General features: G+C 60.9%; 27 protein-coding genes and 1 other RNA gene. 17 read left to right on the top strand and 11 right to left on the bottom strand.

The window, feature by feature from the left end; translation table 11 throughout:
- Nucleotides 1-13 precede the first annotated feature (13 nt).
- From GRI69_RS02860 to GRI69_RS02835, 6 genes are all read left to right on the top strand, one after another.
- The gene (locus tag GRI69_RS02860; RefSeq protein WP_160726791.1) at nt 14-409 is read left to right on the top strand and encodes a M67 family metallopeptidase; all 396 of its coding nucleotides are present in this window, start codon (nt 14-16) and stop codon (nt 407-409) included.
- Between the two features lie 33 nt (nt 410-442).
- On the top strand, nt 443-1,102 hold the full coding sequence (locus GRI69_RS02855) for a histidine phosphotransferase family protein (RefSeq protein ID WP_160726790.1): 660 nt from the start codon (nt 443-445) through the stop codon (nt 1,100-1,102).
- Nucleotides 1,099-1,845, top strand: a complete 747-nt coding sequence (locus GRI69_RS02850) for an N-acetylmuramoyl-L-alanine amidase (protein WP_337191011.1) — start codon at nt 1,099-1,101, stop codon at nt 1,843-1,845. Before GRI69_RS02855 ends, GRI69_RS02850 begins: the two co-directional genes overlap by 4 nt.
- A gap of 11 nt (nt 1,846-1,856) precedes the next feature.
- The gene (locus GRI69_RS02845) at nt 1,857-2,549 is read left to right on the top strand and encodes a TonB family protein (RefSeq protein ID WP_160726789.1); all 693 of its coding nucleotides are present in this window, start codon (nt 1,857-1,859) and stop codon (nt 2,547-2,549) included.
- Between the two features lie 376 nt (nt 2,550-2,925).
- Nucleotides 2,926-3,320, top strand: an RNA gene (gene rnpB, locus GRI69_RS02840) — RNase P RNA component class A.
- A 39-nt stretch (nt 3,321-3,359) separates the two neighbouring features.
- Nucleotides 3,360-4,142: a hypothetical protein gene (locus GRI69_RS02835; RefSeq protein ID WP_160726788.1), complete on the top strand. Its 783-nt coding sequence runs from the start codon at nt 3,360-3,362 to the stop codon at nt 4,140-4,142.
- Here the strand turns inward: GRI69_RS02835 and GRI69_RS02830 are convergent.
- From GRI69_RS02830 to GRI69_RS02820, 3 genes are read right to left on the bottom strand one after another with little or no spacing between them, the layout of a single operon-like run.
- A complete protein-coding gene (locus GRI69_RS02830) occupies nt 4,127-4,621 on the bottom strand; it encodes a hypothetical protein (protein WP_160726787.1) in 495 nt (164 codons plus the stop codon). The two genes, GRI69_RS02835 and GRI69_RS02830, sit on opposite strands and share 16 nt — an antisense overlap.
- Nucleotides 4,622-4,675: 54 nt before the next feature.
- The gene (locus tag GRI69_RS02825) at nt 4,676-5,986 is read right to left on the bottom strand and encodes a UDP-glucose dehydrogenase family protein (RefSeq protein WP_160726786.1); all 1,311 of its coding nucleotides are present in this window, start codon (nt 5,984-5,986) and stop codon (nt 4,676-4,678) included.
- Nucleotides 5,987-6,790, bottom strand: coding sequence for a metallophosphoesterase family protein (locus GRI69_RS02820; protein WP_160726785.1), 804 nt, complete (start codon nt 6,788-6,790; stop codon nt 5,987-5,989).
- A gap of 272 nt (nt 6,791-7,062) precedes the next feature.
- Between GRI69_RS02820 and GRI69_RS02815 the strand changes: the two genes are divergently transcribed.
- Entirely contained in the window at nt 7,063-7,815 is a 753-nt protein-coding gene (locus GRI69_RS02815) for a TorF family putative porin (protein WP_160726784.1), read from the top strand.
- Nucleotides 7,816-7,897: 82 nt separating this feature from the next.
- Nucleotides 7,898-8,335, top strand: a complete 438-nt coding sequence (locus GRI69_RS02810; RefSeq protein ID WP_160726783.1) for a VOC family protein — start codon at nt 7,898-7,900, stop codon at nt 8,333-8,335.
- Between the two features lie 16 nt (nt 8,336-8,351).
- Here the strand turns inward: GRI69_RS02810 and nhaA are convergent, their stop codons facing one another.
- Nucleotides 8,352-9,569: a Na+/H+ antiporter NhaA gene (nhaA, locus tag GRI69_RS02805; RefSeq protein ID WP_160726782.1), complete on the bottom strand. Its 1,218-nt coding sequence runs from the start codon at nt 9,567-9,569 to the stop codon at nt 8,352-8,354.
- Between the two features lie 200 nt (nt 9,570-9,769).
- Here nhaA and GRI69_RS02800 point away from each other — a divergent pair, with 200 nt between their 5' ends.
- From GRI69_RS02800 to GRI69_RS02790, 3 genes are all read left to right on the top strand, one after another.
- Nucleotides 9,770-10,675 (top strand): sulfite exporter TauE/SafE family protein, encoded by a 906-nt coding sequence (locus GRI69_RS02800; RefSeq protein ID WP_160726781.1) that lies wholly within the window; start codon nt 9,770-9,772, stop codon nt 10,673-10,675.
- Nucleotides 10,676-10,710: 35 nt separating this feature from the next.
- The gene (locus GRI69_RS02795) at nt 10,711-11,421 is read left to right on the top strand and encodes a TIGR02186 family protein (RefSeq protein WP_160727027.1); all 711 of its coding nucleotides are present in this window, start codon (nt 10,711-10,713) and stop codon (nt 11,419-11,421) included.
- Between the two features lie 99 nt (nt 11,422-11,520).
- Nucleotides 11,521-13,485, top strand: a complete 1,965-nt coding sequence (locus tag GRI69_RS02790) for an ATP-binding protein (RefSeq protein WP_237452899.1) — start codon at nt 11,521-11,523, stop codon at nt 13,483-13,485.
- Here GRI69_RS02790 and GRI69_RS02785 read toward each other — a convergent pair.
- Complete coding sequence (locus GRI69_RS02785; RefSeq protein ID WP_160726780.1) at nt 13,482-14,219, bottom strand: 7-carboxy-7-deazaguanine synthase QueE; 738 nt, start codon at nt 14,217-14,219, stop codon at nt 13,482-13,484. The two genes, GRI69_RS02790 and GRI69_RS02785, sit on opposite strands and share 4 nt — an antisense overlap.
- 200 nt (nt 14,220-14,419) lie before the next feature.
- On the bottom strand, nt 14,420-17,392 hold the full coding sequence (locus GRI69_RS02780) for a valine--tRNA ligase (protein WP_160726779.1): 2,973 nt from the start codon (nt 17,390-17,392) through the stop codon (nt 14,420-14,422).
- Nucleotides 17,393-17,495: 103 nt separating this feature from the next.
- Between GRI69_RS02780 and GRI69_RS02775 the strand changes: the two genes are divergently transcribed.
- From GRI69_RS02775 to GRI69_RS02755, 5 genes are read left to right on the top strand one after another with little or no spacing between them, the layout of a single operon-like run.
- A complete protein-coding gene (locus GRI69_RS02775; RefSeq protein ID WP_160726778.1) occupies nt 17,496-18,605 on the top strand; it encodes an ABC transporter permease in 1,110 nt (369 codons plus the stop codon).
- Nucleotides 18,605-19,513: an ABC transporter ATP-binding protein gene (locus GRI69_RS02770; protein WP_160726777.1), complete on the top strand. Its 909-nt coding sequence runs from the start codon at nt 18,605-18,607 to the stop codon at nt 19,511-19,513. The genes GRI69_RS02775 and GRI69_RS02770 overlap by 1 nt, the downstream gene beginning before the upstream one ends.
- 3 nt (nt 19,514-19,516) lie before the next feature.
- Nucleotides 19,517-20,464 (top strand): MlaD family protein, encoded by a 948-nt coding sequence (locus GRI69_RS02765; protein WP_160726776.1) that lies wholly within the window; start codon nt 19,517-19,519, stop codon nt 20,462-20,464.
- 17 nt (nt 20,465-20,481) lie between these two features.
- A complete protein-coding gene (locus tag GRI69_RS02760; protein WP_202391790.1) occupies nt 20,482-21,066 on the top strand; it encodes an ABC-type transport auxiliary lipoprotein family protein in 585 nt (194 codons plus the stop codon).
- A 44-nt stretch (nt 21,067-21,110) separates the two neighbouring features.
- On the top strand, nt 21,111-22,301 hold the full coding sequence (locus tag GRI69_RS02755) for a GAF domain-containing sensor histidine kinase (RefSeq protein ID WP_160726774.1): 1,191 nt from the start codon (nt 21,111-21,113) through the stop codon (nt 22,299-22,301).
- Between the two features lie 16 nt (nt 22,302-22,317).
- Here GRI69_RS02755 and GRI69_RS02750 read toward each other — a convergent pair whose 3' ends face one another.
- Genes GRI69_RS02750 through crcB form a run of 5 tightly spaced genes read right to left on the bottom strand, consistent with a single transcriptional unit; the run spans nt 22,318 to nt 25,456 of the window.
- The gene (locus GRI69_RS02750; protein WP_160726773.1) at nt 22,318-23,007 is read right to left on the bottom strand and encodes an ATP12 family protein; all 690 of its coding nucleotides are present in this window, start codon (nt 23,005-23,007) and stop codon (nt 22,318-22,320) included.
- The gene (locus GRI69_RS02745) at nt 23,004-23,234 is read right to left on the bottom strand and encodes a hypothetical protein (RefSeq protein WP_237452898.1); all 231 of its coding nucleotides are present in this window, start codon (nt 23,232-23,234) and stop codon (nt 23,004-23,006) included. The genes GRI69_RS02750 and GRI69_RS02745 overlap by 4 nt, the downstream gene beginning before the upstream one ends.
- Before the next feature lie 37 nt (nt 23,235-23,271).
- A complete protein-coding gene (locus tag GRI69_RS02740; protein ID WP_160726771.1) occupies nt 23,272-23,931 on the bottom strand; it encodes an HAD-IA family hydrolase in 660 nt (219 codons plus the stop codon).
- A complete protein-coding gene (locus GRI69_RS02735; RefSeq protein WP_160726770.1) occupies nt 23,928-25,049 on the bottom strand; it encodes a pseudouridine synthase in 1,122 nt (373 codons plus the stop codon). The genes GRI69_RS02740 and GRI69_RS02735 overlap by 4 nt, the downstream gene beginning before the upstream one ends.
- On the bottom strand, nt 25,046-25,456 hold the full coding sequence (gene crcB, locus GRI69_RS02730; protein WP_160726769.1) for a fluoride efflux transporter CrcB: 411 nt from the start codon (nt 25,454-25,456) through the stop codon (nt 25,046-25,048). The genes GRI69_RS02735 and crcB overlap by 4 nt, the downstream gene beginning before the upstream one ends.
- Before the next feature lie 206 nt (nt 25,457-25,662).
- Between crcB and rpsU the strand changes: the two genes are divergently transcribed.
- On the top strand, nt 25,663-25,869 hold the full coding sequence (gene rpsU, locus GRI69_RS02725) for a 30S ribosomal protein S21 (protein ID WP_011413239.1): 207 nt from the start codon (nt 25,663-25,665) through the stop codon (nt 25,867-25,869).
- Nucleotides 25,870-25,996: the final 127 nt, after the last annotated feature.

Here is a 25,996-nt window from a genome sequence, read left to right as displayed (position 1 = left end):
AGGGCCATGCGCGATGACGGTGGAACTCTCAAGCGATGTTCTGGATGGGCTGAACTCGGAAGCGATCAACGCTCACCCCCACGAATGCTGCGGAATCCTTCTGGGTAAAGGGGATGTCATCTCCTCGATCCATTCGGCGAAAAATGTCCATCCGCGGCCCGAAAGCCATTTCGAAATCGACCCGCAGGCGTTGGTCGAAGCGCACCGCGCGGCACGCGGAGGAGGGCCGCAGGTGGTGGGCTATTATCATTCCCACCCCAACGGCCTTGCCCGTCCTTCCGCGACAGACGAAACCATGGCGACGGGCCAGCGGCTCATCTGGGCGATAATCGCGGCGGGCCGCGTCACTTTCTGGCGCGAGGGGGATGCGCGATTCGCCGAGCTTCCCTATGTGGTCTCCCCCCGCTAGAAGGCGGTCAATTCGAGTTTCGACGGGATATAAATGGACGACAGCCAATCGATCGATCTTGCGGCAATGCTTTGCTCGCGCCTTTGCCACGACATGCTCAGCCCGGTCGGTGCCCTGAACAACGGGCTCGAGCTTCTGGCGATGGAAGACGATCCCGAAATGCGCAGGAACGTCATGGCGCTGCTTGAACAGAGCGCGACGACTTCGACCAACAAGCTGAAATTCTTCCGGCTGGCCTTCGGGGCTGCAGGCGGTTTCGGTGAGCGCGTGGACGTTCACGAACCCAAGGCCCTGATCAACGCGCTGGTTGCAGACAAGCAGAAGGTCGAGGTCAACTGGGCGATCGATGCGGCCAATCTTGCCAAGCCGGCGGTCAAGGTCCTCCTCAATTTTGCCCAGATCGCGATGGATGCGCTGGTGCGCGGCGGTACGCTCGATATCGGTGCCGAGGTGCGCGATGGCAATTGCGAGATCGTGGTTCGCGCTGCCGGCCCGAAGATCGGGTTCGACGACAATATCGGCCGCGCTCTCGACGGAAGTCTTGCGCGCGAGGAGCTTTCCAGCCGCACGGCCGCAGCACATATGATCCGCTTGCTCGCCGAACAGTCGGGGGGCGGATTGCAATACGCCAGAACCGACGAAACGCTGGTGCTCGGCGCGATCCTGCCCGAAGGCGAAGGACTGATCGGGTGAGCGATTTCGGCAAGCTGGGCGAAGGCCTGCCCGCCAGCAAGGACGAACTCGTCGACCGCGAGGTGCTTTCGCCCAATCACGACGAACGCAAGCATCCCATTTCGATGCTGGTCATCCATTACACCGAGATGGAGGACAAGGGCTTCGCCATCGAACGCCTGTGCGATCCGGAGGCCCAGGTTTCCGCGCATTACCTGATTGGCGAGCATGGCGAAGTCGTGCGGCTGGTCCCCGAAGAAAAGCGGGCATGGCACGCCGGCGTCTCCTATTGGCGCGGGCACAAGGACGTGAACTCGGCCAGCATCGGTATCGAACTCGACCATCCGGGCCACAAATACGGCTATCGCGAATTCAACGAGGCGCAGTTCGAAGCGCTGGTTCCGCTGGTCGCGCGTATCGTGAAAGAATACGACATCCCGCGCGCCAATGTGGTCGGCCATTCCGACGTCGCGCCAGCGCGCAAGATCGATCCCGGCGAGCTGTTCCCGTGGGATCGCCTGGCCGAATACGGACTATGCCTGCCGCGACCGGAAAAGCTCGAACGAGGCGATCCGTTCGATAACGACGCCGCGTTCTACCTCGCGCTCGAACGCTTTGGTTACGACGTTTCCGATGGGCACAAGGCGGTCGAAGCCTTCCAGCGCCGGTGGCGTCCTGAAAAGATCAACGGCGAGATCGACGGCGAAGTGAGGGCGATCCTGTTCCAGCTCCTGCTGGATCGGGATAGGGGGATCGCAAGGTAAGGGGGAATAAAATGTCGAAGTATCGGGTCGCTGCCTTGGGAGTTATGCTCGCGTTGTCGGCAAGCAGCGCTTCGGCGCAGGATGAGAGCGAGGCGCGAGGTGCTAGCCCGCGCGATCTAATGGAATGGGCACGCCAGATTCAAATGGCTTATCCGGCTGCGGCTCTTCGAAATGAGGAAGATGGCACCGTCACCATGCAGATTCGCATTGGCGCGGACGGGCGAGTGCAGGGTTGCGACGTGACCGGCTCAAGCGGTTCGGCAGCTTTGGATGAAGCGGCCTGCAGCGGCATGAAAGAGCATGCGCGCTACAATCCGGCTCGCAACTCGGCTGGCGAACCTATTGCCAGCAGCACCGCACAATCGGTCCGGTACGTCTTGCCTGACGGTGGATGGGATGCAAACGGCTTCAAGCCTGCCAGTCTGATCAATGGCCGGGATTTGCGTGAACGCATCTTCGACGAAGATTTCGTTTCGGCAATCGAAGCAGCTCCCGGCGATAAGGCATTGTTTGCCCTGACAATCGACCCGACTGGCAATCCAACGGGATGCGGGATGATATTTTCTACCGGTAATGGGGCGCTCGATCAAGAAACCTGCGCGGCATTGATGGAGGAGGCAGAGTTCTCGCCCGCGAAAGCGGCTGATGGGACGAATGTTCCCGGCTTCTCCGTCGTGCCTTATCCGGAAATCGACACGTTGTAGCCGGCAGTTCTCGCTGACTAGGCTCGAGTCCCGGACCCGGGTGGGTGGCGGGGGAAAGAATACGCAATGGAGTGCTGCGCCTGGCGCGGTATCCTACAGGCGTAGTACCGATGTAGAAGTCGGGGATGCACCTTGAAACGCCTCGTTCCGGTTCAGGAAAACCTACGCGGATCGGTTCCGGTGCTAGAACCGGCATGAAGTCCGCAGTCGATGTTCGTTCTCGCAAAAGTCACGCCCCTATCAGCGAAGATAGGTCCAAAGCCTTGGAAAAGAACCAGAAAGCTGGAAGGTCACGGGTTTACAAACACGTGTACCCGTCACACTTCGAAGCGGTTTCGCTTGGCGAATTGCGCGGCGCGCATTATCTGCCTTCTCGCCAGGGGGCCGGGCAGCCGCGTGACTTCGGTCGCGAGGAAAGTCCGGGCTCCACGAGACAAGGGTGGCGGGTAACGCCCGCCGGATGCAAGTCCAGGGAAAGTGCCACAGAGAGCATACCGCCGATGGCTTCTTCGGAAGATCAGGCAAGGGTGAAAGGGTGCGGTAAGAGCGCACCGGGGTTCTGGTAACAGCGCCCGCATGGCAAACCCCACCCGGAGCAAGGCCGAATAGGGGCGGCGTGCCGAAAGGCAGGGGTGTTTCTCCCCAGTCGCCCGGGTTGGCTGCTCGAGCCATGGAGCAATCCATGGCCCAGACGAATGGCTGCCGCCGTGCGGCTGGTGTGCAAGCATACCGCGTGCGGAACAGAACCCGGCTTACAGGCCCCCTGGCATTATAGCGGAACTGTCCTGCTTACCCAGCGATTGGAGTATCATGATCCAACGACAGCCCCGCAGCGCGCTGCAACGAATCGCCATCGTCCTTGCAGTGGTAATCCAGATTGGCGCCACTTTCCTGCCGCAGCTGGGCTTCGGCGAACCCATCGGCGACCGATCCGACAGCGTCCGTACGCTCATTACGCCTGCAGGATGGGCCTTTGCGATCTGGGGCCCCTTGTTCTTCGGCAGCGCGGTCTATGCCATCTGGCAGGCGCTTTCGGCCCAACGACACAATACGCTTTTGGCGAAGATCGGCTGGAGTTCGGCCGTGGCGCTTTCGATGCAGGGCGTCTGGGCGATCTATACGCAATTCGCCAATCTCACCTTCATTTCGGCTCTGATCATCCTCGTTTCACTGATCGCGTTGCTGGCGATCATGCGGACGCTCGTGGCCGCGGAGCGCCCCTTCTCCGCTGCGGAGCGGATCATCGTGGCCATCACCTTCAGCGCACTGGCCGCATGGCTGACAGCTGCGAGCATCGTGAACATCACCGCGTCGCTGGTTTATCATGGCGTTGGCGGCGAAGCTGCCTTCCCGATGATCGCAGCGGGAATCGTGCTGGTTGGCGGCGTTTTCGCTGCCCTTGCCGTGGCACGCTCACGCGGCAATCCGTGGTACGCACTGGTGTTCTGCTGGGCGCTGCTGGCGATATACTTCCGCGATGGACAGGAAAGCGGTGCCATCGCAGCCAGCGCAGTTGTTTCCGGAGTGCTGGTGCTTGGCTCGGCGCTAATCGCGCTCCGTCACAAGGCCCATCGGTATCACTGGCTGGGCTGACCGAGTTCCTCGCCAATCGCTGCCGGAAGACTGGGCTTCGGTGCAGTCTCCGGAACGGGAGGCGAACCTTCGATTTCCAGCCCCTCGAACGGGCGGCATGCCTCGTTCATTTCATCGGAATGCAGGTGCACCTCCAGCATTGGATTGGCATTGCTCCAGTCGGTTCGAGGATCGTCGCGCACGACGCACAGGGCACGCCATGCCAAAGGTAGCTCTGTCAATTGTTCGGTGCTCGGCAAACCCTCTATACGCACCTGATGGTCTGAATAGACCCCCTTCGCATAGCCGACGAATTTCGCTTCGCTGCCGCGAATATGGATTTGGCCGGTTTTCTCGTCGACACGCGTGACCGTCTCCAGCGAAACGGAAACGGCGAGCCATGTGGCGACCGCAAGCATGATGACGAGCGCCGCCATGGTCGCGATGACCGTCCATTTGGCGACCGGGTTATCCAGCCCTTCGGACTCGTCCATGCTCATCGGGAGATCTTTCGCCTAATTTACTCGTGCAGGGTGAAATGCTCGAGGTTCGGATCAGGTCCGGCCGATACTTGAATACTCGAAACCCAATGCTCGCACGTCATCGGGACGGTAGATATTGCGCAGATCCACCAGGACGGGTGCATTCGCGAGGTCCTTGATCCGCTTCAGGTCGAGGGCGCGGAAAACATCCCATTCGGTGACGATCGCGATGGCATCGGCACCTTCGATTGCGGCATAGGGTTCGTCTACCATCGTCACGTCGGGCATCAGCAGTTTCGCCAGTTCCATGCCCTCGGGATCGAAGGCAGCGACTTCCACGCCTGCATCGGTCAGCGCTTGGGCGACTGCAATTGCAGGGGAATCGCGCATGTCGTCGGTATTGGGTTTGAAGGTAAGACCGAGGAGCGCAACCTTCTTGCCGCGAGCCGCTTCGGCACCGCCCAACGCATCGAGAACCTTTCGGCCCATCGCCCGCTTGCGGCTGTCGTTCGCCTTGACCACCGCTTCCACGATCCGGGTCGGGCTGTCGTAATCCTCTGCCGTCTTGAGCAGAGCCAGCGTGTCCTTGGGAAAGCATGAACCACCGTAACCGGGCCCTGCGTGAAGGAACTTGGAGCCGATACGGTTATCCATCCCGATGCCGCGCGAGACGTCCTGCACATTCGCCCCCACTTTCTCGCACAGGTCGGCCATCTCGTTGATGAAGGTGATCTTGGTCGCGAGAAAGGCGTTTGCGGCGTATTTGATCAGTTCGCTCGTACGCCTGCCGGTGAACAGGATCGGCGATTCGTTGAGGAAAAGCGGGCGATAGACTTCGCGCATGACTTGGCGGCCGAACTCGTCCTCTGCGCCAATAACGATGCGATCGGGGCGCTTGAAATCGCCGATGGCGGCCCCTTCGCGCAGGAATTCGGGGTTCGAGACCACGGCGAACCGATGCGAGGTGCCGCTATCGGAAAGGATCCGCTCGACCTCATCGCCCGTCCCGACCGGGACCGTGGACTTGGTGACGATCACGGCATCATTGGAAAGGCTCTCGCCAATTTCTTTCGCCACTGCATACACGTAAGAAAGATCCGCATGCCCGTCGCCCCTGCGGCTGGGCGTGCCCACGGCGATGAAGATGGCATCGGCTCCCTCGATCCCGTCGGCGAGGCTGGTGGTGAAAGTCAGCCGGCCCGCATCAACATTCGAGGCAACCAGTTCGGCTAGGCCGGGCTCGTAGATCGGCATGATGCCATCGTGCAGCCGGTCGATCTTCGACTGGTCCTTGTCGATACAGACAACATCGTGGCCGAAGTCGGCGAAACAAGCGCCCGATACCAGGCCCACGTAGCCCGAACCCACCATTGCGATTTTCATTTACGCATCTCTCTTTTCGATTGCGATTTCGCCGTCCTTGTCCGCGATGGCTTGTATGGTGCGCCGGCTAGTCCCTTCAAGTGCCAAGGCGGTAAGCCGGCCAGTCCGAAAGGCCCCCGTATCAATCCCGATCCGGTGCTCGCGGTGTTCCATTTCCTCGAAAATAGTGTGGCCATGCACGACAACGTGGCTGAACGCCTCTTCGTGCTTGAGAAAACGCTCACGTATCCAGCGCAGGTCGGATGGCTTTTGCTCGTCCAATCCGAGTTTCGGATTGATACCTGCATGAACGAAAACATAGTCGCCGATCACGATCATGTCTTCAAAGGAGGCGAGGAACTTGCGGTCCTTCTTGGGGACAGCCTCCTTCATCGCCTCCTGCAATTCGCTCATCTTCATTCGCGAATAGGTTTTCCGTTCCAGCCCGTAGCTGAGGATGGTTTCCTTCCCGCCATGCTTGAGGAAATGGCGCAGTATCTCGCGATCTTCGAAGCTTTGCAGGAACATCTCTTCATGATTTCCTGCAAGATACCGGACCTTGCGGCTTTCGCCCCATTTCCGCGCGGACTTCACTACTCCGGCGCTGTCAGGCCCGCGATCGACGAGGTCGCCCAGAAGAATGACCGTCGTTTCACGAGGCGGTAGCGCCGCATCGTCATTTTCTATGGCGTCCCGAAGCGCCCTGAACAGGTCCAGCCGGCCGTGGATATCTCCGATGACATAGAGACGTTCTCCATCTGGAACTCGCGCGTTTTGCAGGGACGCCGTGTCGGACGCAAATAGACGGCGGATGCTTTCGAACATGGTTTGGGTGCAGGTATCTTTCGAGGGTTTGCGAGCGCTTAGGCCACAGTGCCGCGAGCGGCAAGCCGCCGGGAGCAGCTAAGCCTTCTTCGCAGTTGCACAATAGCCACGCTATTTGTTGCAATAGCGAAAACTTGGTGAAGCTATCTTGCGCGTAAAATGCATTTCCTGCACGTTCATTACGAATTCGATCGAGGATCCCTACAAAAAATCGGGGCCCGGCGAATGCGCAGGTGGGACGAAGCAACAAACCGAACCCAAGGAGTTCGCAAATGCTCACGTCCTTTCACGGCAAGATTGCCGTTTCGCTCGCCCTAGCCGGTTCCGGCGTCGCTTTGCCTGCTGTGGCAAGCGCGCAAGAAGAAGACAGCGGCCCGATAACAGTTTCTGCCAATGCCGCCCTGACAACGGACTACCGCTTCCGCGGTGTGTCGCTGTCTGGAGGCGATCCCGCAATTCAGGGCGGCGTCGACGTCGCTCATGAAAGTGGGTTCTACGTCGGCACCTGGGCATCATCCATCGACGGCGGAGACGCATATGGCGAGATGGAGTTCGACATTTATGCAGGTTGGTCGGGCGATGTGTCCGACGGCGTCGCTCTCGATGTCGGGGTACTCTATTACGCCTATCCTACCGAGGAACTGGGCCTCGACACCGACTATTGGGAGCCTTACGCTTCGGTCGGCTTCACACTCGGCCCTGCGGAAGCAACCGTAGGCGCGGCCTACGCCTTCGAACAGGATTCGCTCGGCGGTGACGATAACCTCTACGTCTATACCGACCTGGGGTATGCTTTGCCTTCGACCCCAATCTCGCTTTCGGCGCATCTGGGTTACACGGACGGCGCTCTGGCCCCGCCATTTCTCGCCGGGTCCGCCGATGACAACGGATTGGACTGGTCGGTCGGCGCAAGCGTTTCCTCGGGCATTCTCGAAGTCAGCGTAGCCTATGTCGGCGTAGAAGGCCCTTCGATCGACGGGTTTACCGATGATGCAATCGTCGGGACCATCAGCGCCAGTTTCTAGAGAATTCACTGGCGATGTACCAAGGGGCGCGCCTTCGGGGGCGCCCCTTTTCGAGTGCAATGCATGCTCCTACCTGAGGGCCATGACAAAATATCTCCATAGCATGATCCGCGTCGCCGATCCCGAAGCGACAGTCGCGTTCTTCAATCTCATCGGTCTCGAAGAGGTCCGCCGGAAGGAAAGCGAACAGGGACGGTTCACCCTGATCTTCCTTGCTGCTCCCGGACAGGAAGACGTTGCCGAGGTTGAGCTCACCTACAACTGGCCGTCCGAGGATGGCAGCGCTCCCGAGCAATACGACGGTGGCCGCAATTTCGGCCATCTCGCTTATAGGGTGGATAACATCTACGAGACCTGTCAGCGCCTCATGGATGCGGGCCACACCATCAACCGGCCGCCCCGCGACGGTCATATGGCATTCGTCCGCTCACCCGACGGCATTTCCGTCGAGTTGTTGCAGGATGGCTATCTCGAGCCTGCCGAACCATGGGCCAGCATGGAAAACACCGGAAGCTGGTAAACGATATCGCTCGCCTTCAATCGATGTAAGGTGAGCGTTGGTCGTCCGGATGGGTAGTCGTCAGGCGCAGGATGGTGAAGCCCACCACCGCCGATATCAATGATCCCATGAGAATGCCGATCTTGGCTTCCTCGACCAGCAAGGCGTTTCCGGCAAAGGCCAGCCCGCTTATGAAAAGCGACATGGTGAAGCCGATACCGCACAGGATCGACACACCCCAGATTTCAGGCCAGCTTGCCCGGTCGGGCCGCGGAGCGAAGCCGACCTTGTCTGCCACCCAGATCGCCGAGAAGATACCGACCTGCTTCCCGATAAAGAGACCCGCCGCAATCGCAATTGGTAACGGCGCAAAGACACCGGCCATGCCAAGGTCGCCCAATTCAACACCGGCATTGGCAAAGCCGAATACGGGCACAATCAGATAGGCACTCCAGGGAGCGAGCGAGTGCTCCATGGTCTCGACCATGGTTTCGTCATCCTTACCGATCATAGGAATGGTAAGTGCCGCGACGACCCCGGCAATTGTTGCGTGGACGCCAGAGTTGAGCACGAAGAACCACAGGATCAGCGCGCCGACAATGAAGGGCCAGTAAGCCTTCACCCTCATCTTGTTCATCGCAAACATTACGGCGGTGATCACAAGAGCGCCGAGCAGCCAGCTGAGCTTGATCTTGGCAGTGTAGAACAGGGCAATCACCATCACGGCGCCAATATCATCGACGATCGCAACGGTGAGAAGAAACAGGCGGAGGGAGGCCGGCACGCGGTTGCCCAGCAGACCCAGCACACCCATCGCGAATGCAATGTCGGTGGCGGCGGGGATGGCCCAGCCTCGTGTCAGACCCTCGGCACCTTCTGTATTCACAAAGAACAGGTAGACCAGCGCGGGGATCGCCATGCCAGCGGCTGCGGCGAGCACGGGCATGCGGCGCTGTTCCGCAGTAGAAAGCTGGCCTTCGATCCATTCGCGTTTCACCTCGAGACCGACGACGAAGAAGAATATCGCCATCAGCCCGTCGTTGATCCACAGGTGGAGCGTATTCAGTTTGAAGACCTCCGCATCGAACATCAGCCCGTGGAACAGGTGATGGTATTCTTCCGCAAAGGGCGAATTCGCCGCGAGCATCGCCGCGACCGCAACAAGGATCAGCAGGATACCGGCAGAAGCGTCGCTGACGAACAGCGCGCGCACGGGAGCGAAAACGAGGCGGATGGCTGATGGGCGTTCGGTCATGTCGGCTGCTCTTTTTCGGAAAGCCAGCCTCGTTGCAAGCGCCGATTCCCGCAAATCGAATAACTCCGGGGAGAACGGTGTCGCAGATCGGCCATCCTGGACGTCGAATCCCGGTAATTCATTTGAATAATCGAGCGAGGGGATGATTGGACCAGCAGTTCCGCTTTTATACACGTCACGCCTGCGATAGGGGCTGATCAATGGACGTTTACCTCCCCATCGCGAACCTATCGGTGAACGGTCTCTGGATCGTGGCCCTCGGCGCGGTGACCGGGGTGCTGTCGGGGCTGTTCGGCGTAGGGGGAGGCTTCCTGACTACCCCTCTCCTGATTTTCTACGGTATTCCACCGACGGTGGCCGCCGCTTCCGCATCGACGCAGGTCACCGGTGCGAGCGTTTCCGGAGTAGTTGCCCACAGCAAGCGCAAGGGCGTGGACTATCGCATGGGGATGGTGATGGTCGGCGGCGGTGTCATTGGGGCCGGGATCGGCGCGCTGCTGTTTCGCTTCTTCCGTTCGATCGGGCAAATCGATGTCGTGATCAATGCGCTCTACGTCGTGCTTCTCGGCTCCATCGGCTTACTGATGGCTAAGGAAGGCCTGCAAGTACTCCGCGGAACCGCCGGCAAGCAGGCGGCACGACGACGACACCATCCACTGGTCGCCAACCTGCCCTGGCGGTGGCGCTTTTATGGTTCTGGTCTGTACATCTCGCCGCTCGCCCCGGCGATTGTCGGCGTGGTGGTCGGCATTCTAACCATGCTGATGGGAGTAGGAGGCGGGTTCATCCTCGTGCCGGCGATGCTCTACATCCTCGGGATGAGCGCCAATGTCGTTGTCGGCACAAGTCTCTATAACATTCTGTTCGTCACCATCGCGACCACCATCATGCATTCCCTGACCACCCGCGCGGTGGACATCGTGCTGGTGGCCCTGCTGCTGATCGGCTCCGTGACAGGAGCGCAATTCGGCTCGCAGCTCGCGGGCAGGGCAAAGCCCGAAATCCTGCGCCTGGTACTGGCCGCCATCGTGCTCGCCATCGCATTCCGCATGCTTCTGGGCCTGTTCTACCAGCCCGACGAAATCTACACGATTTACGCGCTGTGAGAGCGTTCTTCCTCCTGCTCGCAGCATTCGCGCTGATGGGTCAGAGCGACCCGGTGCTGGTACCCGAAGTCTCGCAGCATGAAGTGCGGGTGAGGCAAGGTTTCACCGGAACCGAACTGCTGTTGTTCGGAGCGGTGCTCAACCCCGAAGGCAGGGCCGGGCAGGGGTACGATATCGTAGTTGTGCTCAAGGGACCTGCCGAACCGATCCGGCTGCGTGAGAAGGAGCGCTTCGCCGGTGTCTGGGTAAACGCGCAGAGCAACGATTTCCGTTCGGTGCCCAGCTTCTTCGCGGTCGCCTCTTCGCGCCCAATTTCGGAGATCGTCGATGAAAAGACCGCGGCGATATACGAGTTCGGCACAGCCTATATCCAGCTTTCCCCGAGTGGCAGCATCGATCCCGAAGAGCAGTTGCGCTTTGCGCTCGGCCTCGTCGATCTCAAGCAGCGGCAGGGCCTCTACAAGGAGGACATGGACGGGGTGCAGATCACCGAAAACGTTCTGTATCAGGCGCGCATATCGCTGCCATCGAACGTCACGACCGGAACATATACGGCCGAAACCTTTGCCGTGACAGAAGGTCGCGTCATCGCCTCGGCCATTGCGGAAGTCGAAGTTCGCAAGGTCGGTATGGAACGCCGTGTCGAGGAGTTTTCCCAGGATTTCGGGCTCGCCTATGGCTTGGTCGCAGTTCTTCTTTCGGTTTTCATGGGCTGGGGCGCTGGACGGGTTTTTGCGCGCCTGTGACGCTTTGACAAGGCGACATCGTTGACCCGATTTTAACCCTTATCCGCCATCACTTCGGCCCGACACATGTGTGCCAATTCGAAGGGCCTGGGCTGAATAATGAACGATATGGGCAACGGAAATCCTGGTTCCTTTGGTGACTCGCGCCAGATGGAAGGTGAACAGCCGGAACAGCGCAGCAATTCTCTTCGTGACCGTATCCGTCGTTCGGCCGGGCCTGAGGACGCCTCACCCGCAAGCGGAATGACTTCGCGTTCGGGGTACGTGCACCAGCAGCAAGCCGCATCCTCCGAAGCAGAAGACGTAGCTCTGTATTCAAAGCAGGAAGTTCCGCCTGCTCTAGCCGATAGCCAGGGCTCCGCTGAAGCGCAGCCTGCTCCAGCGCCCAGGCTGAGCGAGACACCTGCGCCGGCTCCGGAGCGAAAGTCCGAACAGCTTGCCGAAGAGGAGCTTGCGGCGCCAAGCGATAATGCCCTGCAACCTATAGGCGTCGTACTGGAAATCGCCGGTTCGGGTTCCATGATAGCTATCGATATCCAGCGGCTCGGCGAATGCTCGGAAGATTCCGATCCCGCCATCGCCATGGCCGGCCAAGTCGGTTCGCAGATCAAGATCCGTGTCGGCAACAGCTGGCTCCTAGCCAGCGTGCGCAACCAGCGGCAGGATCGCAAGGCCGGAAGCATCCTAGCCAATATCGATTTCCTCGGCGAAGGGATGGAGGAGAAGCTGACCGGTCGCCTGCATGGTTTCCGGCGGGGTGTAACCCGCTATCCGGTCCCTGGAGCAATGGTCTATCCCGCGTCCACCAGTGATCTCAAGCAGGTCTATGCCAGCGACGGGCGCAGTGCGGTCACGATCGGCAGGGTCTATCCGACCAAGGACATTCGCGCGGGCATTTACGTGGACGCCATGCTTGGCAAGCACTTCGCGCTCCTCGGTTCAACCGGTACGGGTAAATCGACCAGCGCAGCGCTCATCCTGCACCGTATCTGCGAGGCCGCACCCGACGGTCATATCGTCATGATCGACCCGCACGGCGAATATTCCGCCGCTTTCCGGCATACGGGAGTGATCCTCGACGTATCGAACCTCCAGATGCCCTACTGGATCATGAACTTCGAGGAACACTGCGAAGTCATCCTGACCAGCAATGGGAACGAGCGGCAGATCGACGCCGACATTCTCGCACGGTGCCTTCTCAAGGCGCGCAGTAAAAGCCGACTGGCCGAAACCATGGGCAAGATCACGGTCGATTCGCCCATTCCCTACCTCCTTTCGGACCTCTCGAACGAGATTCAGGACCAGATGGGCAAGCTGGACAAGGCGACCAATTCCGCGCCCTATATGCGGATCAAGAACAAGCTGGACGAGTTGAAGAGCGACCCGCGCTACCAGTTCATGTTCTCGGGTATGCTGGTGGCCGACACCATGGCGGATTTCATCTCCAAGATCTTTCGCATGCCATCGAACGGCAAGCCGATTTCAATCATTGATGTCTCGGGCGTCCCTTCCGACATCACCTCCACCGTGGTGGCGGTGCTCAGCCGCCTTGTCTTCGACTTTGCCATCTGGGGGCGCGACGACAAGACGACTCCGATCCTCTTGGTCTGCGAAGAAGCACACCGATATGTCCCGAACGAGAAGAACGCCGATGGCAACTCGGTCGGCACGATCCTCGGCCGTATCGCCAAGGAAGGGCGTAAATACGGGATATCGTTGGGTCTCATCACGCAGCGTCCGTCTGACCTTGCCGAAGGCGTCCTGTCGCAGTGCGGCACGATCATCTCGATGCGCCTCAATAACGACCGCGACCAGGAATTCGTCCGTGCGGCCATGCCCGAAGGGGCGCGCGGCTTCCTCGATGCCATACCGGCGCTCCGCAACCGCGAGTGCATCATTTGCGGCGAAGGCGTCGCTATCCCGATCCGCGTGAGCTTCGACAATCTCGAAGAGATGAAGCGTCCTGCTTCGGAAGATCCGAGCTTCATCGAAATGTGGAACAACCCCGGCGGCGAGGAGGATCTTGTCCTTCGCACCGTCCAGCGGTGGCGTTCGCAGGGCTAGGTTCCGCGGGTATCCCCGAAAAGGTGGATGTGCAGGCGGTCGCTCAGGCGGAAGCCGTGTTCGAGGCATAGCGGGGCGAGCCATTTCTCTCGGGCGCGGATGGTCTCGCTGTCCGTCCCCTCCGGCATCAGGAAGACGTGTCCGGGTTTGAAGCGATAACGGTCGCGCAGCGCCAGCACCTCCTCGACATCCGAAGGCTCCGCAATCACGAATTTGAACCATGCACGCGGATCGGTGGCGTAAGCGTCAAGCCGTTCGGGAAGCAGTGCCAGATCGGCGGGATTGCCGCTGTGCGCCAGCTTGGGGCTGACGTTGAACTGATCGATGCGGATATCGAGCCGGGATGTCGCCTTGGTGGTCCCGTTGGTTTCGACCTCGACCGCGATATTGGGCAGCAAGTCGAGCAATTTCGCCAGCGCGGGTGCCTGCAGAAGCGGTTCCCCGCCGGTTATGACCAGCCGGTCCTGACCCAGCGAAAGGATGCGCGCGGCGACTTCGTCTTCATCAAGCGTCACCTGGTTGGACTTACGCACAAATGTCGCGTCATCGCGGTGGGGCCGGTCATCGCCCTCGAAATGCCAAGTGTATGCGGTATCGCACCACACACAGGCGAGGTTGCAGCGCGACAGACGCATGAATGCGACCGGCATCCCCGCGCTCGGCCCTTCGCCCTGGACCGATGCGAAAATCTCGGGCTCGCCATTGTCGTCGGTAGCTAGAACAAGCTGGCCCATAATCTACCTGCCGCTCTGCGCCCCGAGCGAACCAAAGTTCACTCCAAGTTCACTCGAAAATCGACTTGGCGAGCGGGCCGTGCCGGACCCCGGCAAGCCATGGCTGCGGTTCCGCTGCGCAGGGCGGCGTGACAGTCCGGGCAAGGCGTTTGCTATTCTCACAGCCCGGCATTGTCAGAAACGCCCCGTGTAGGGAAGACCTAGCCCAGCCGGGCCAGAGCCGTTTCCAGCCGCTCGATCTCCGCCGTATGGTGCGCAAGGTCGGCACGGGCCTTGTCGACCGCTTCCGGCTTGGCACGTTCGACGAAGTTCGCATTGCCGAGCCGCCCTTCGAGCGATTTCGCTTCCTTGGCGGAGGCTTCCATTGCCTTGGTCAGGCGCGCCTTTTCGGCATCGATATCGATCACGCCCTCCAATGGCACGATAAAGGCATCCTCGCCCGCGGCCACCTGCATCGCGGCACCGCCCGGAGCTTCGGCGAAATGGACCGGTGTGAGGCGCGCGAGGCGTTCGATAGCGGCGGCGTTTTCCTCGACCACCTTGCGACCCAGCGCGGAGGGTGAAGGGCAATAGGCTTCCAGCTTTGAGCCGGGAGCGATACCGAGTTCGTTTTTCGCCGTGCGTACCGCGCTGGTGAGCGCGATAAGCCAGTCGATTTCCGCCTTCGCGTCGGCATCCACTTCGGCCCGCGGATCGGGCCATTTGGCGGTGATCAGCGGATAGTCCGGGCGGTTGCCCTGCTTCGACCACAGTTCTTCGGTGATGAAGGGCATGAAGGGGTGCAGCATGACGAGGATCTGGTCGAGCGCCCAACCGGCGACTGCCCTGGTTTCCTCGTCGAAATTGCCCTTGATGAGTTCGATGTACCAGTCGCAGAACCGATCCCACACGAAGTGGTAGATCGTGTTCGCTGCGGCATCGAAACGCAGGTCGGCCATGGCCTGCTCGAGCGCGTCCTTCGTTTCGACAACCTCGCCGATGATCCACTTGTTGACCGCCTGCGTTGCGGCAGGGGCGGCGATGCTCGTGCTCGCACCGATGCCGTTCGACTGGCAGAAACGCGTCGCGTTCCAGAGCTTGGTCGCGAAGTTGCGATAGCCCTCGACGCGGCGCTCATCCATCTTGATGTCGCGGCCCTGGCTTTCCATCGCCGACATGAAGAAGCGCAGCGCATCGGCACCGTATTGGTCGATCAGGCCGAGCGGATCGACGACATTGCCTTTGGACTTGGACATCTTCGCCCCGTCCGCCGCGCGCACCAGCCCGTGCAGGTAGAGCCGTGGCCACGGCGCCTTGCCCGTCAGGTGCATGCCCTGCATCATCATGCGCGCATCCCAGAAGAACAGGATGTCGAAGCCGGAAATCAGCAGGTCGTTGGGATAGTGCTTGGACAGGAGATTGGGGTTTTCTTCCCAGCCGCCTTCCCGAACATCCAAATCCGTTCGGGCTGAGCCTGTCGAAGCCCCGTCCTTTTCTTTCTCCGCTGATCCAGAAGTGAAGTGCGGCCCTTCGACAAGCTCAGGGCGAACGGGCTGGTAGGTGTCACCGGGCCAGCCGAGCGTGGCGAAGGGCCAGAGCGCAGAGGAGAACCACGTGTCGAGGACGTCGTCGTCGCGAGATATATAGACAACGTTGGCCAGCGGTAACCTAACACGGTCCGAAATTCTGATCTGAGTATCAGCACCGTAGTATTCTTTGGCCTTTTCGATCGCTTCCTTCTCGGTCATCGCGACGAAAGCCTGAGGGTTCGTGTAGGATGCGGCTACTTCACCCCCCTGTCTTCCCACAGTTACCGCGCCGTCAATTCCTTTTTCCGGCCCATACCACGCCGGAATCCGGTGGCCCCACCATAACTGGCGGCTGACGCACCAGGGCTGGATATTCTCCATCCAGTTGAAGAAGGTCTTTTCCCAGCTCTTCGGGACGATTTCGATGGTGCCGTCCTTCACCGCCTCGATCGGGGCCTTCGCGAGCTTTTCGGCATCGACATACCATTGGTCGGTCAGCCAGGGCTCGATCACCACGCCGCCGCGGTCGCCGAAGGGAGTGGCGATGGTGCGCGGTTCGGCGTCGTGCTCGACGCGTTCGCCGTCCTTGTCCTTTGTGACATGCGGGATGAGGAAGCCCAGTTCCTTCATCCGCGCGACCACCAGTTCGCGTGCGCCATCGACACCGTCGCGTTTGAAGCGGTGCATGCCGAGGAACTCTTCCGGGACGAGCCCATCGGCGGTCTGGCAGACGCTCGCCTCGGCATCGAGCATGTTGAGCATTTCGCCGGCCTTCATGCCTGCGCGCTTGCCGACCTCGAAATCGTTGAAGTCGTGACCCGGCGTGATCTTCACGCAGCCCGAACCGAGTTCGGGGTCGGCATGTTCATCCGCAATCACCTTGAAGCGGCGACCGGTAATCGGCTGGAGGATGTCCTTGCCCACGACCGATTTGTAGCGTTCGTCGTCGGGGTGCACAGCCACGGCCATATCGGCCAGCATCGTCTCGGGCCGCGTGGTCGCCACCACGAGATAGTCCTTGCCTTCCGACGTCGTGACGCCATCTGCCAGCGGATATTTGAAGTGCCAGAAGCCGCCCTTCACATCGGTGGTCTCGACTTCGAGATCGGAGATCGCGGTCTTGAGCTTGGGATCCCAGTTCACCAGCCGCTTGTCGCGATAGATCAGGCCGTCGTTATAGAGATTGACGAAGGTCTTGAGCACGGCGTTCGAGAAATGCTCGTCCATCGTGAACTGCTCTCTGGACCAGTCCATCGAACATCCGAGCCGGCGCAGCTGGCGGGTAATCTGGCCGCCGCTTTCCTCTTTCCACTTCCAGACCTTGTCGACGAAGTCTTCGCGGCTGTAATTCGTGCGCTTGTCCTGCTGCGCCTCGAGCTGGCGTTCGACCACCATCTGCGTGGCGATGCCCGCATGATCCGTGCCTACCACCCACAGCGCATCCTTGCCGCGCAGGCGTTCATAACGGATCACCACGTCCTGAAGCGTGTTGTCGAGCGCATGGCCAATGTGGAGCGAGCCGGTGACATTCGGCGGCGGGTTCACGATGGTGAAGGGCTCTGCGTCCAGGCGTTCGGGACGGAACAGGCCGTTTTCTTCCCAATGCGCGTACCAGCGCTGCTCGATTTCTGCCGGGTCGAAAGTCTTGGATAGCTCGGTGCTCATGGCTGCCGCCTTTGCCAGCGCCCTTTGTGCGATGCAACGGCGTATGGAAAAGGACTTGATACAAGCTTGTTTAGCGGACCATTTCCCCTCATAGCGCGGGCTGATGGCTGGATTGGCAGAATACGAGCTTGAGCAGGGGCAAGAGGGAGCGGTGCTTACCCTCAGCGGCCCCTATCTCGTTTCGACCATCGGCGAGGTCGACGAAGAGCTGCGCGACCTTGAGGGACCGATCGCGAAGGTGGACCTCGCCAATGTATCGGAAATCGACACGGTAGGCGCTTGGGTGGCCTGCCAGATCGCCGGCGAGCATGAGGCGGAGATCGTCGGGGCCAGCGACCGGGCCAAACGCCTGCTGGGCGCGCTCGAAGGACTCAGCGGCGATTACGACATTGCCGCACCACGTGCGCCGGTGTGGGAGCGCGTTCCCGAGTCAGTGGGCGAGAAGGTGTTCAACGCCAGGTCGGGCGCCATCGGCGTCGTCAGCTTCCTCGGTGCGCTGATCTTCTCCCTGGCGAGACTGGCGCGGCATCCGCGTAATTTTCGCATGGTAGCATTGGTGCGCCAGGTCGAGCTGGTAGGCGTTTCGGCGCTGCCCATCATCGGCCTGATGAGCTTCCTCATCGGGATCGTCATCGCGCAGCAAGGGGCGGTGCAGCTTGCTGCCTTCGGGGCGGAAACGCTGACGGTAAATCTGGTCGGCCGGATTACCCTGCGCGAACTGGGTGTGCTGATGACCGCCATCATGGTCGCGGGCCGGTCGGGAAGTGCCTTTGCCGCCGAAATCGGCACGATGAAGCTGACCGAGGAAATCGACGCGATGCGCACCATCGGAATTTCGCCGATGGAAGCGCTGGTGGTCCCGCGCATCCTGGCTGCGGTTCTGATGATGCCGCTGCTGGGTTTCTATGCGTCGTGCATGGCGATCATCGGCGGGGCGTTCGTCGGCGAAATCATGCTTGGCATTCCGTTTTTCACCTTCCTCTCACGCATTCAGGAAGTCGTGCCGACTTACGATGTGTGGGTCGGCATGATCAAGGCGCCCGTCTTCGGCCTGATCGTGGCCTTGGCCGGATGCTATCACGGCATGCAGGTGAAGGGGAATTCGGAAGAGGTCGGCCTGCGCACGACGATGTCGGTGGTTTCGGCCATCTTCGCCGTCATCGTGCTGGATGCCATCTTCGCCGTCTTCTTCACCGAGCTTGGGTGGGGCTGATGGCAGAACAAAGACACAAGAAATCCACCAGGCGCCACGAACGCTATCGCGGTGAACATCCCATCGTGGTGAGGAACCTGAAGAACCAGTTCGGCGATGCGGTGATCCATGAAGGGCTGGACCTCACGGTAAATCGTGGTGAGATCCTGGGCGTTGTCGGCGGTTCGGGGACTGGCAAATCCGTGCTTATGAGGTCGATAATCGGGCTGCAGCCACCGACCGAGGGCGAGATCGAGGTATTCGGCAAGTCCATCGTCGATGCGGAACCGGATCAGGAAATCGGCGTGCGCGATCGCTGGGGGGTGCTGTTCCAGGGCGGCGCTCTCTTTTCGACCCTCACGGTTGGTGAGAACGTGGAAGTGCCGCTGAAGCAGTTCTATCCCGAGATTTCGGATCGGCTCCGCGTCGAGATTGCGCGCTACAAGATCATGCTGTCCGGCCTGCCGGAAGAAGCAGTGAACAAATATCCGAGCGAACTGTCGGGCGGGATGAAGAAACGCGCTGGCCTGGCCCGCGCGCTGGCACTCGATCCCGAACTGCTGTTTCTTGACGAGCCGACCGCCGGTCTCGATCCGATCGGTGCGTCGGCCTTCGATAATCTGACCCGCGAACTCAAGGAAACGCTGGGTCTGACCGTGTTCCTGATCACGCACGATCTCGATACGCTGCATGAAATTTGCGACCGGGTTGCAGTGCTGGCCGACAAGCAGGTCATTGCCGTCGATACGGTGCCCAAACTCATGGAGCTCGACCATCCGTGGATCCAGGAATATTTCAACGGGCCGCGCGGGCGAGCGGCGCTGACTGCGCAGGCGCTCGACGAACTGCGGCGGCATATGGACGAGCCGGTCGCGGCGCATGCGGTCAAAGCGTTGGACAACGCGCCTCCAAGCAGGGATAAGGCCTAACCAATGGAAACACGGGCGAATTACATCTGGGTGGGGGCGGTCACACTGGCGGTGCTTGCGGCACTGGCGCTGTTCGTCGTGTGGATCGCGCGCTGGGACGAAGGCGCGCAGAAGGATTACGACATCTTCTTTGCCGAAAGCGTCTCCGGCCTCGCCAATGGCAGCCAGGTCAGCTTTGCCGGTGTGCCGGTGGGCCAGGTGAGCGAAATCGTTTTGTGGGAAAAAGACCCCGGCTTCGTGCGCGTGCGCATCAAGGTGAAGGAGGAAGTTCCGATCCTCGTCGGGACGACTGCAACCATCCAGGGCAGCTTTACCGGCGTATCTACCATTCTGCTCGACGGTGCACGCAGCGGCGCGCCGCCTATTTCGTGCGAAACAACCGCCTGTACCGAAGGCGTGCCGATCATTCCGCCCAAGGACGGCGGGCTCAACGCTCTCCTGTCCAACGCGCCTCTGCTGCTCGAGCGGCTGGCAACGCTGACCGAACGGCTGACCCAGTTGCTGGACGAGGAGAATCAGGGCGAGATTGCCGGCATCTTGGCCAATACCAACCAGATGACTGCCGAACTGGCGCAGGCTGCGCCGCAGTTCGAACGGACCATGGCCGAATTGCAGGTCACGCTGCGTGAAGCATCGGGAGCGCTCAATGAATTCGAGAATGTGACCGCTTCGACCGACCGACTGCTCAATCAGGAAGGTGCGCAATTGGCCAACCAGTTGCGGACCACGCTGAAGCAGGCCGGCGATGCCTCGGAAGAACTGCAGGGCGTCCTTTCCGAAGCGCGCCCGGCTACGAGGCAACTGACCGAAAGCACGCTGCCCGCAGCCGAAGCGACCCTGCGCGACCTGCGGGCGACCAGCAAGGCGCTGCGCGACGTGACCGAAAAGATCGACGAGAAGGGTGCCGGCGCGCTTCTCGAGGGGCAACCATTGCCCGAGTACGAGCCGTGAGACAGGGGTTCCGCGCGATGACCAAGCATTTCAAATTCGCCATCCTTGCCCCCGCGCTGCTTCTGGGCGGTTGCCTCTCTTTCGGGAGCGAACCGCCCGAGAGCCTCCTGACGCTGACACCCACGGCGACCGCACCTGCGGGGACCGGAGCATCCAGCACTTCCGGGACAGCCATCGCGCTGACCGAATTCGAAGCGCCCAGCGCGCTCGATGTCACCCGCGTCCCGGTGCAGATCACCGACACCGAACTCGCCTATCTTCAGGATGCCGTATGGGTCGAAAAACCTGCGCGCCTGTTCCGCCGCCTGATCGCGGAGACGATCCGCACGCGCAGCAACCGGGTGGTGATCGACGGTGACGATCCGGGGGCACTTGCCGAAAACCGCCTTACCGGCACGCTCCGCCAGTTCGGCTACGACGCGCGCACGTCTAGCGTGGTGATCGTGTTCGACGCCGTCCGTCCGGGCGAAGGAAGCGCGGTGACGACGCGCCGGTTCGAAGCCGTGGTGCCGGGCGTCGCAGCCGATGTTGCCAGCGTTGGACCGGCACTGAATCGGGCGGCGAACGATGTTGCTGTGCAGGTTGCCGACTGGGTGGAATAGCTCGGCCGGGTGGCTGATATTCTTAGGGGAAATATGAAGGCTTGATGGACGCGGAGTTTTCGGAAGATATTCGCACGATTGGCGCGATCGACGCGGTGCCAACTATTCTCGATGTTGTTTGTCAAACGACCGGGATGGGCTTTGCCGCGATTGCGCGGGTCACCGAAAATCGCTGGATTGCCTGCGGCGTACGCGACGAGATTGCCTTTGGGCTGGAGCCCGGCGGCGAACTCGATGTCGAGACTACAATCTGCAATGAAATTCGCGACCATCGAAAGCCGGTGGTGATCGACGATGTCGATACCGACCCGCTTTATTGCAAGCATCACACGCCCCAAATCTATGGCCTGAAAAGCTATATTTCCGTTCCGATCATCCTTTCCGACGATAGTTTCTTTGGCACCCTGTGTGCCATCTCACCTAAGCCAGCACAGGCCAGTGAACCCAGAATTCTCAGGATGTTCAAGTTGTTCGCCGAGCTGATCGCGTATCATATCGAGGCAGGCCGATCGGTAGAGCAAAGCAAGACGGCGCTTCTCGACGAACAGGAAGCATCGGCTTTGCGCGAACAATTCATCGCTGTGCTTGGCCACGATTTGCGCAATCCTCTGGCCGGGATCGACGCAGGCGCGAGGATCCTGAAGAGGGAGACGCTGAGCGATCGTGGTATATCGGTCGTCGATCTGATCGAGGGCAGCGTCAGACGCATGGCCGGGCTCATCGACAACGTGATGGATTTTGCGCGTGGCCGACTCGGCGGAGGCATTCCGCTCGAGCAATCGCGCAAGAACATTGCCGATACCCTCCGGCAAGTCGTCTCGGAACTTCGCACGAGCCATCCTGAGTGCGATCTCGTTCCGGAAATCAAGACCGAAGTGGAAGTCCTTGCCGACCATAGCCGGCTCGGTCAGGTCTTCTCGAACCTGATCGGCAATGCCATCATGCATGGCGATCCGGAACATGCGATAGGAGTAGCATTGCTGGTGGAAGACGATGAACTGGTCTTCCAATCGATCAATCAAGGCGATCCGATCCCAGAGGATGCGATGGAAAGGCTGTTTCAGCCATTCTCGCGGGGAGAGGTGAGATCAAGCCTCCAGGGGCTTGGACTTGGCCTCTACATAAGCTCTCAGATTGCAGCAGCGCACAATGGTAGCTTGACCGCCCGTTCAAAAGACCGGGAAACCGCCTTCACCTTTCGTATGCCGTTGACCGGGCAAGCCGAGCCTACATGACCGCGTCGAGAGCTGGTTAAACGGCTCGCGCGAAGGCAATGGCGGCAAGGAAGTCGGATTTCCGCCTCGTACGGCGCTCCTCCGCCTCCTCGTCACGGCCCCAGAGGTCAGCTTGCCAGTCTTCTTCGAGATTGGCTGCATTCCACAGCGCCTCGGCATCCGCGTTTTCCTGCAGAGCTTCCAGTCCGATGCATAGCGATGCGGATAGGGAGGTAGTCTGTTCCAGCGCGGTCAGCGTGAAGGGATCGAGCGCCTCCAGCCTTGCGCGCAATTTCTCGCGCGTGTCCGCAGTCTGTGGACGGTGAAGGATGCCGCTGATGCGGTGCAGCTTCACACCCTCGCGCGCCTCCATCGTTTCGAGGATCGGATCCCACATTTCCTGCTGGCGGCGATAGAGCGGGTCTTCCGGATCGGAGCGGAAGCAGAGCGTGTCGGTTTCGGCATAGCCGAGCAGTTTTTCGACCACTTCCGAGCTGTCCGCGCTCACTACGTCGAGCGCGTAATCGGCCATATCCCGGTGGCGGAAGGAGGCAGGCTCAATCACTTCTCCCTGTTCGCGCCATTCCGCGGCGATCCGTTCAACGAGGGCTTCGGACGGCACGACTTGCGGCTGCCCGCCCTGAGTTTTGAGCGGGCGTTCATCGAGAGACACGATCCAGCCCTGCTCGGTCCGAGCAGTCGTCACATCCTTGTAGAAACGCTTCACCTTTCGGCCTTCCACTTCCGGGCGAGTGCGACCGGCAGACCGAAATATATGCCTACGCCGGCAGCGAGCAGCAGACCGGCGGCCCATTGCGGCATGGCCAGTTTCTCGGCCACTCCCGCAGCACCCGCCATCGCAGTCGCGATGCCGGCGAGACGGATTCCCTGCAGCGTCCAGAATTTCGCGGCGGCAGGATCGCGCCCCTGTTCGCGGCCTGAATCGCGCCCCAAATCGCGTCCCGGATCCCGGTCAGATTTGGGCGGTTGCTCATCCGGCTGCACAGATCATCTCCTCGAGCTGTTCCATTGTTTCGGCAATGCATTCAGCCCCGGCTTCGAGCAATTCGCGCGGCTCATGATAGCCCCAGGCCACGCCGATTGCGCGGACGCCCGCAGCACGGGCCATCTCCATGTCGAAGCTGGTATCGCCGATCATGACGGCTCGGGACGGGGCAACTCCGGCTTCCGCGAGCGCCACTTCGAGCATCGCTGGATGGGGCTTCGATGGATGCCGATCCGCCCCCTGAAGCGTTACGAAATGGTGCTTGATGCCATGCGTGTCGAGACAGGCATGCAGCCCGCGGTCGCTCTTGCCGGTTGCCACGCCGAGCAGCCAGCCCGCCGCCGCGAGACGTTCTATCAGCGCAGCCATGCCATCGTAGAGTGGTTCTTCGAGCAGACCCGACGTCCGCCGCTCCCGGTAACCCGTCTTGTAGGCTTCGAGCGCCACGAGGTGCTGGTCCTCCTGGGCATCCGGGGCGAGCCGCCGCAGCGCCTGGGGCAGGCTCAATCCCACCATGCGGCGCACTTCGTTGCGGTCGGGCGGGGGGAGCTTCGCGGCAGCGAATGCCTCGGCCATAGTGTCGCAAATCGCGGCCTGCCCGTCGACGAGCGTTCCGTCGCAATCGAAGATAACGAGGCGGGTCACTTCTTCTTGCCTGCGCCTTTCGGCTTGCCGCCGGAACCTCCGCGCGCGCGCCGCGGACCGCGCTGCGCCTTCTTGTAGGTCTTGGCGTGCTGGCGGGCCTGCTGCTTCTTTTCCTCGCGCGACTTGGGCGGGGGATCGTCACGCATCGGCAGAGCGTCGCTCGCCTTTTCGTCGAAACCGATCTGCTCCATGCTGGTCGCGAAATGTTCGGGCAGTTCGGCGGTGACGTCGAGCTTGCCATCCGGACTGTCGATGATCAGCCGGCGCGCGTGGAGGTGCATCTTGCGGCTGACCGAGCCGGTGAGGAAGGCGTCTTTGCCGCCGTATTTGCCATCCCCCACGATGGGGTGGCCGATCGCCGCGCAGTGGACGCGAAGCTGGTGGGTGCGGCCGGTGAGCGGTTGCAGTTCGAGCCAGGCGGTCTTCTTTCCCGCGCTGTCGACGACCCGGTACTTGGTCTTGGCAGGCGCACCGCCTTCGTGATCGACATGCATCTTCTCGCCGCCAGAGCCCGGCTGCTTGGCGAGCGGGGCCTCGATCACGCCTTCCCGGATATCCGGCACGCCGACGACCAGCGCCCAGTAGATTTTCTTGGCCGATCGGCCCGAGAAGCGCTTGGAAAAGAACGCCGCGCTGCCGGGAGTGCGCGCCACCAGCAGGACGCCCGACGTATCCTTGTCGAGGCGGTGGACAAGGCGGGGGCGTTGTTCGTCATCCTCGCCCATATAGGCATCCAGCAGGCCGTCGACGTGGTTGAAGGTGTTCGTTCCGCCCTGCGTGGCGAGACCCGGGGGCTTGTTGAGCACCAGGGCGCTCTCGGTTTGTTGGATCAGCATGTCCTCGGCCTGTTGGATTTCGGCCTTGGTGAGCTCGCGCTTGGGCTTTGGGCCCTTGTGCGGTGCATCGCCGCCCGGGGGGACGCGGATCTGCTGGCCTTCGCTCAGCCGGTCGTCCGGCTTGGCGCGGCTTCCGTCGACACGGATCTGGCCGGTGCGCGCCCATTTGCTGACCGTACCGAAGCCGACCTGGGGCAGATGGCGCTTGAACCAGCGGTCGAGACGGATGCCGTCGTCGTCGGCCGTGACGGTGAAATTGCGGACTTCGTCGGAGGTCTTCACGTGGCCATCCTCATGATAGCAAGCCCCATCAGCAATCCGCTGATCCCGAGGGCGAAGGAAAGGACCGCGTAAAGCGAAGCGAAGAGGTATTGTCCGCGCTGGATCATCAGCACCATTTCGAGGCTGAAGGCGGAGAAGGTGGTGAAACCGCCAAGCACGCCCACACCGAGAAGCAGCCGCAGCTGTTCGCTGTTTTCGCTGCCGTGGCGGACCAGCCAGCCGGCCAGTATGCCCATCAGCAAGCTACCGATCGCGTTTACGGCGAGGGTGGCGAACGGAAAGGCGGATACGATCGGCGCGCCGAGCCAATGCGTCATGGCGCGGCCGGTCTGGTAACGCAGCGCTGCGCCCACACCGCCGCCAATGGCGACGTGCAGCGTGGCGACGAGTGGGGACAGGGTGGACATGATCACGCCACTAGCGGCTTGCGCGCCATTACGAAAGCCGCTCTAACGCACTTGCCTTTTTCCCGCCGAATCCGTATGTGCGCGCCATTCGAGCCGGTCCGGAACGGATTCGGCGCGCTTTTCGTTGAAGAAGCAGAACCCAATTCAAGGAGGCATACCCCGCTTTTGAGCGGGCTCTGGCCCGCAAAGTCGAGGTATTGAAGTTTATGCAGATCATGGTTCGCGATAACAATGTCGACCAGGCCCTCCGCGCGCTCAAGAAGAAGCTGCAGCGGGAAGGCGTCTATCGCGAAATGAAGCTGCGTCGCCACTACGAAAAGCCCAGCGAAAAGCGCGCCCGTGAAAAGGCAGCAGCCGTTCGCCGCGCCCGCAAGATGGAGCGCAAGCGCATGGAGCGTGACGGCATCAAATAAAGCGCCGTCAGCAAAAGCGGGAACCGGTTTGCGCCCATACGGGCCGCCCGAAAATTCCCGTTGATGCAACGCACCAGACAAGCCATGAGGGCGCGGAGAAATCCGCGCCCTTTGCGTATCAGGACGA

This window comes from Qipengyuania vulgaris, assembly GCF_009827325.1.
GTDB lineage: Bacteria > Pseudomonadota > Alphaproteobacteria > Sphingomonadales > Sphingomonadaceae > Qipengyuania > Qipengyuania vulgaris.
The sequence above is the reverse complement of the archived record's forward strand: the minus strand, read 5'-3'. Positions and strand labels throughout refer to the sequence as shown.

Bases quoted from the DNA above. Each gene is read 5' to 3' on its own strand.
- GRI69_RS02810 (WP_160726783.1), top strand. From the start codon at position 7,898: ATGACAAAATATCTCCATAGCATGATCCGCGTCGCCGATCCCGAAGCG.
- GRI69_RS02765 (WP_160726776.1), top strand. From the start codon at position 19,517: ATGGAAACACGGGCGAATTACATCTGGGTGGGGGCGGTCACACTGGCG.
- GRI69_RS02780 (WP_160726779.1), bottom strand. From the start codon at position 17,392: ATGAGCACCGAGCTATCCAAGACTTTCGACCCGGCAGAAATCGAGCAG.
- GRI69_RS02785 (WP_160726780.1), bottom strand. From the start codon at position 14,219: ATGGGCCAGCTTGTTCTAGCTACCGACGACAATGGCGAGCCCGAGATT.
- GRI69_RS02825 (WP_160726786.1), bottom strand. From the start codon at position 5,986: ATGAAAATCGCAATGGTGGGTTCGGGCTACGTGGGCCTGGTATCGGGC.
- GRI69_RS02820 (WP_160726785.1), bottom strand. From the start codon at position 6,790: ATGTTCGAAAGCATCCGCCGTCTATTTGCGTCCGACACGGCGTCCCTG.
- GRI69_RS02845 (WP_160726789.1), top strand. From the start codon at position 1,857: ATGTCGAAGTATCGGGTCGCTGCCTTGGGAGTTATGCTCGCGTTGTCG.
- GRI69_RS02770 (WP_160726777.1), top strand. From the start codon at position 18,605: ATGGCAGAACAAAGACACAAGAAATCCACCAGGCGCCACGAACGCTAT.
- GRI69_RS02815 (WP_160726784.1), top strand. From the start codon at position 7,063: ATGCTCACGTCCTTTCACGGCAAGATTGCCGTTTCGCTCGCCCTAGCC.
- crcB (WP_160726769.1), bottom strand. From the start codon at position 25,456: ATGTCCACCCTGTCCCCACTCGTCGCCACGCTGCACGTCGCCATTGGC.
- GRI69_RS02795 (WP_160727027.1), top strand. From the start codon at position 10,711: ATGGGTCAGAGCGACCCGGTGCTGGTACCCGAAGTCTCGCAGCATGAA.
- GRI69_RS02830 (WP_160726787.1), bottom strand. From the start codon at position 4,621: ATGAGCATGGACGAGTCCGAAGGGCTGGATAACCCGGTCGCCAAATGG.
- GRI69_RS02775 (WP_160726778.1), top strand. From the start codon at position 17,496: ATGGCTGGATTGGCAGAATACGAGCTTGAGCAGGGGCAAGAGGGAGCG.
- GRI69_RS02855 (WP_160726790.1), top strand. From the start codon at position 443: ATGGACGACAGCCAATCGATCGATCTTGCGGCAATGCTTTGCTCGCGC.
- GRI69_RS02800 (WP_160726781.1), top strand. From the start codon at position 9,770: ATGGACGTTTACCTCCCCATCGCGAACCTATCGGTGAACGGTCTCTGG.
- GRI69_RS02835 (WP_160726788.1), top strand. From the start codon at position 3,360: ATGATCCAACGACAGCCCCGCAGCGCGCTGCAACGAATCGCCATCGTC.
- GRI69_RS02760 (WP_202391790.1), top strand. From the start codon at position 20,482: ATGACCAAGCATTTCAAATTCGCCATCCTTGCCCCCGCGCTGCTTCTG.
- nhaA (WP_160726782.1), bottom strand. From the start codon at position 9,569: ATGACCGAACGCCCATCAGCCATCCGCCTCGTTTTCGCTCCCGTGCGC.
- GRI69_RS02860 (WP_160726791.1), top strand. From the start codon at position 14: ATGACGGTGGAACTCTCAAGCGATGTTCTGGATGGGCTGAACTCGGAA.
- GRI69_RS02790 (WP_237452899.1), top strand. From the start codon at position 11,521: ATGAACGATATGGGCAACGGAAATCCTGGTTCCTTTGGTGACTCGCGC.
- GRI69_RS02755 (WP_160726774.1), top strand. From the start codon at position 21,111: ATGGACGCGGAGTTTTCGGAAGATATTCGCACGATTGGCGCGATCGAC.
- rpsU (WP_011413239.1), top strand. From the start codon at position 25,663: ATGCAGATCATGGTTCGCGATAACAATGTCGACCAGGCCCTCCGCGCG.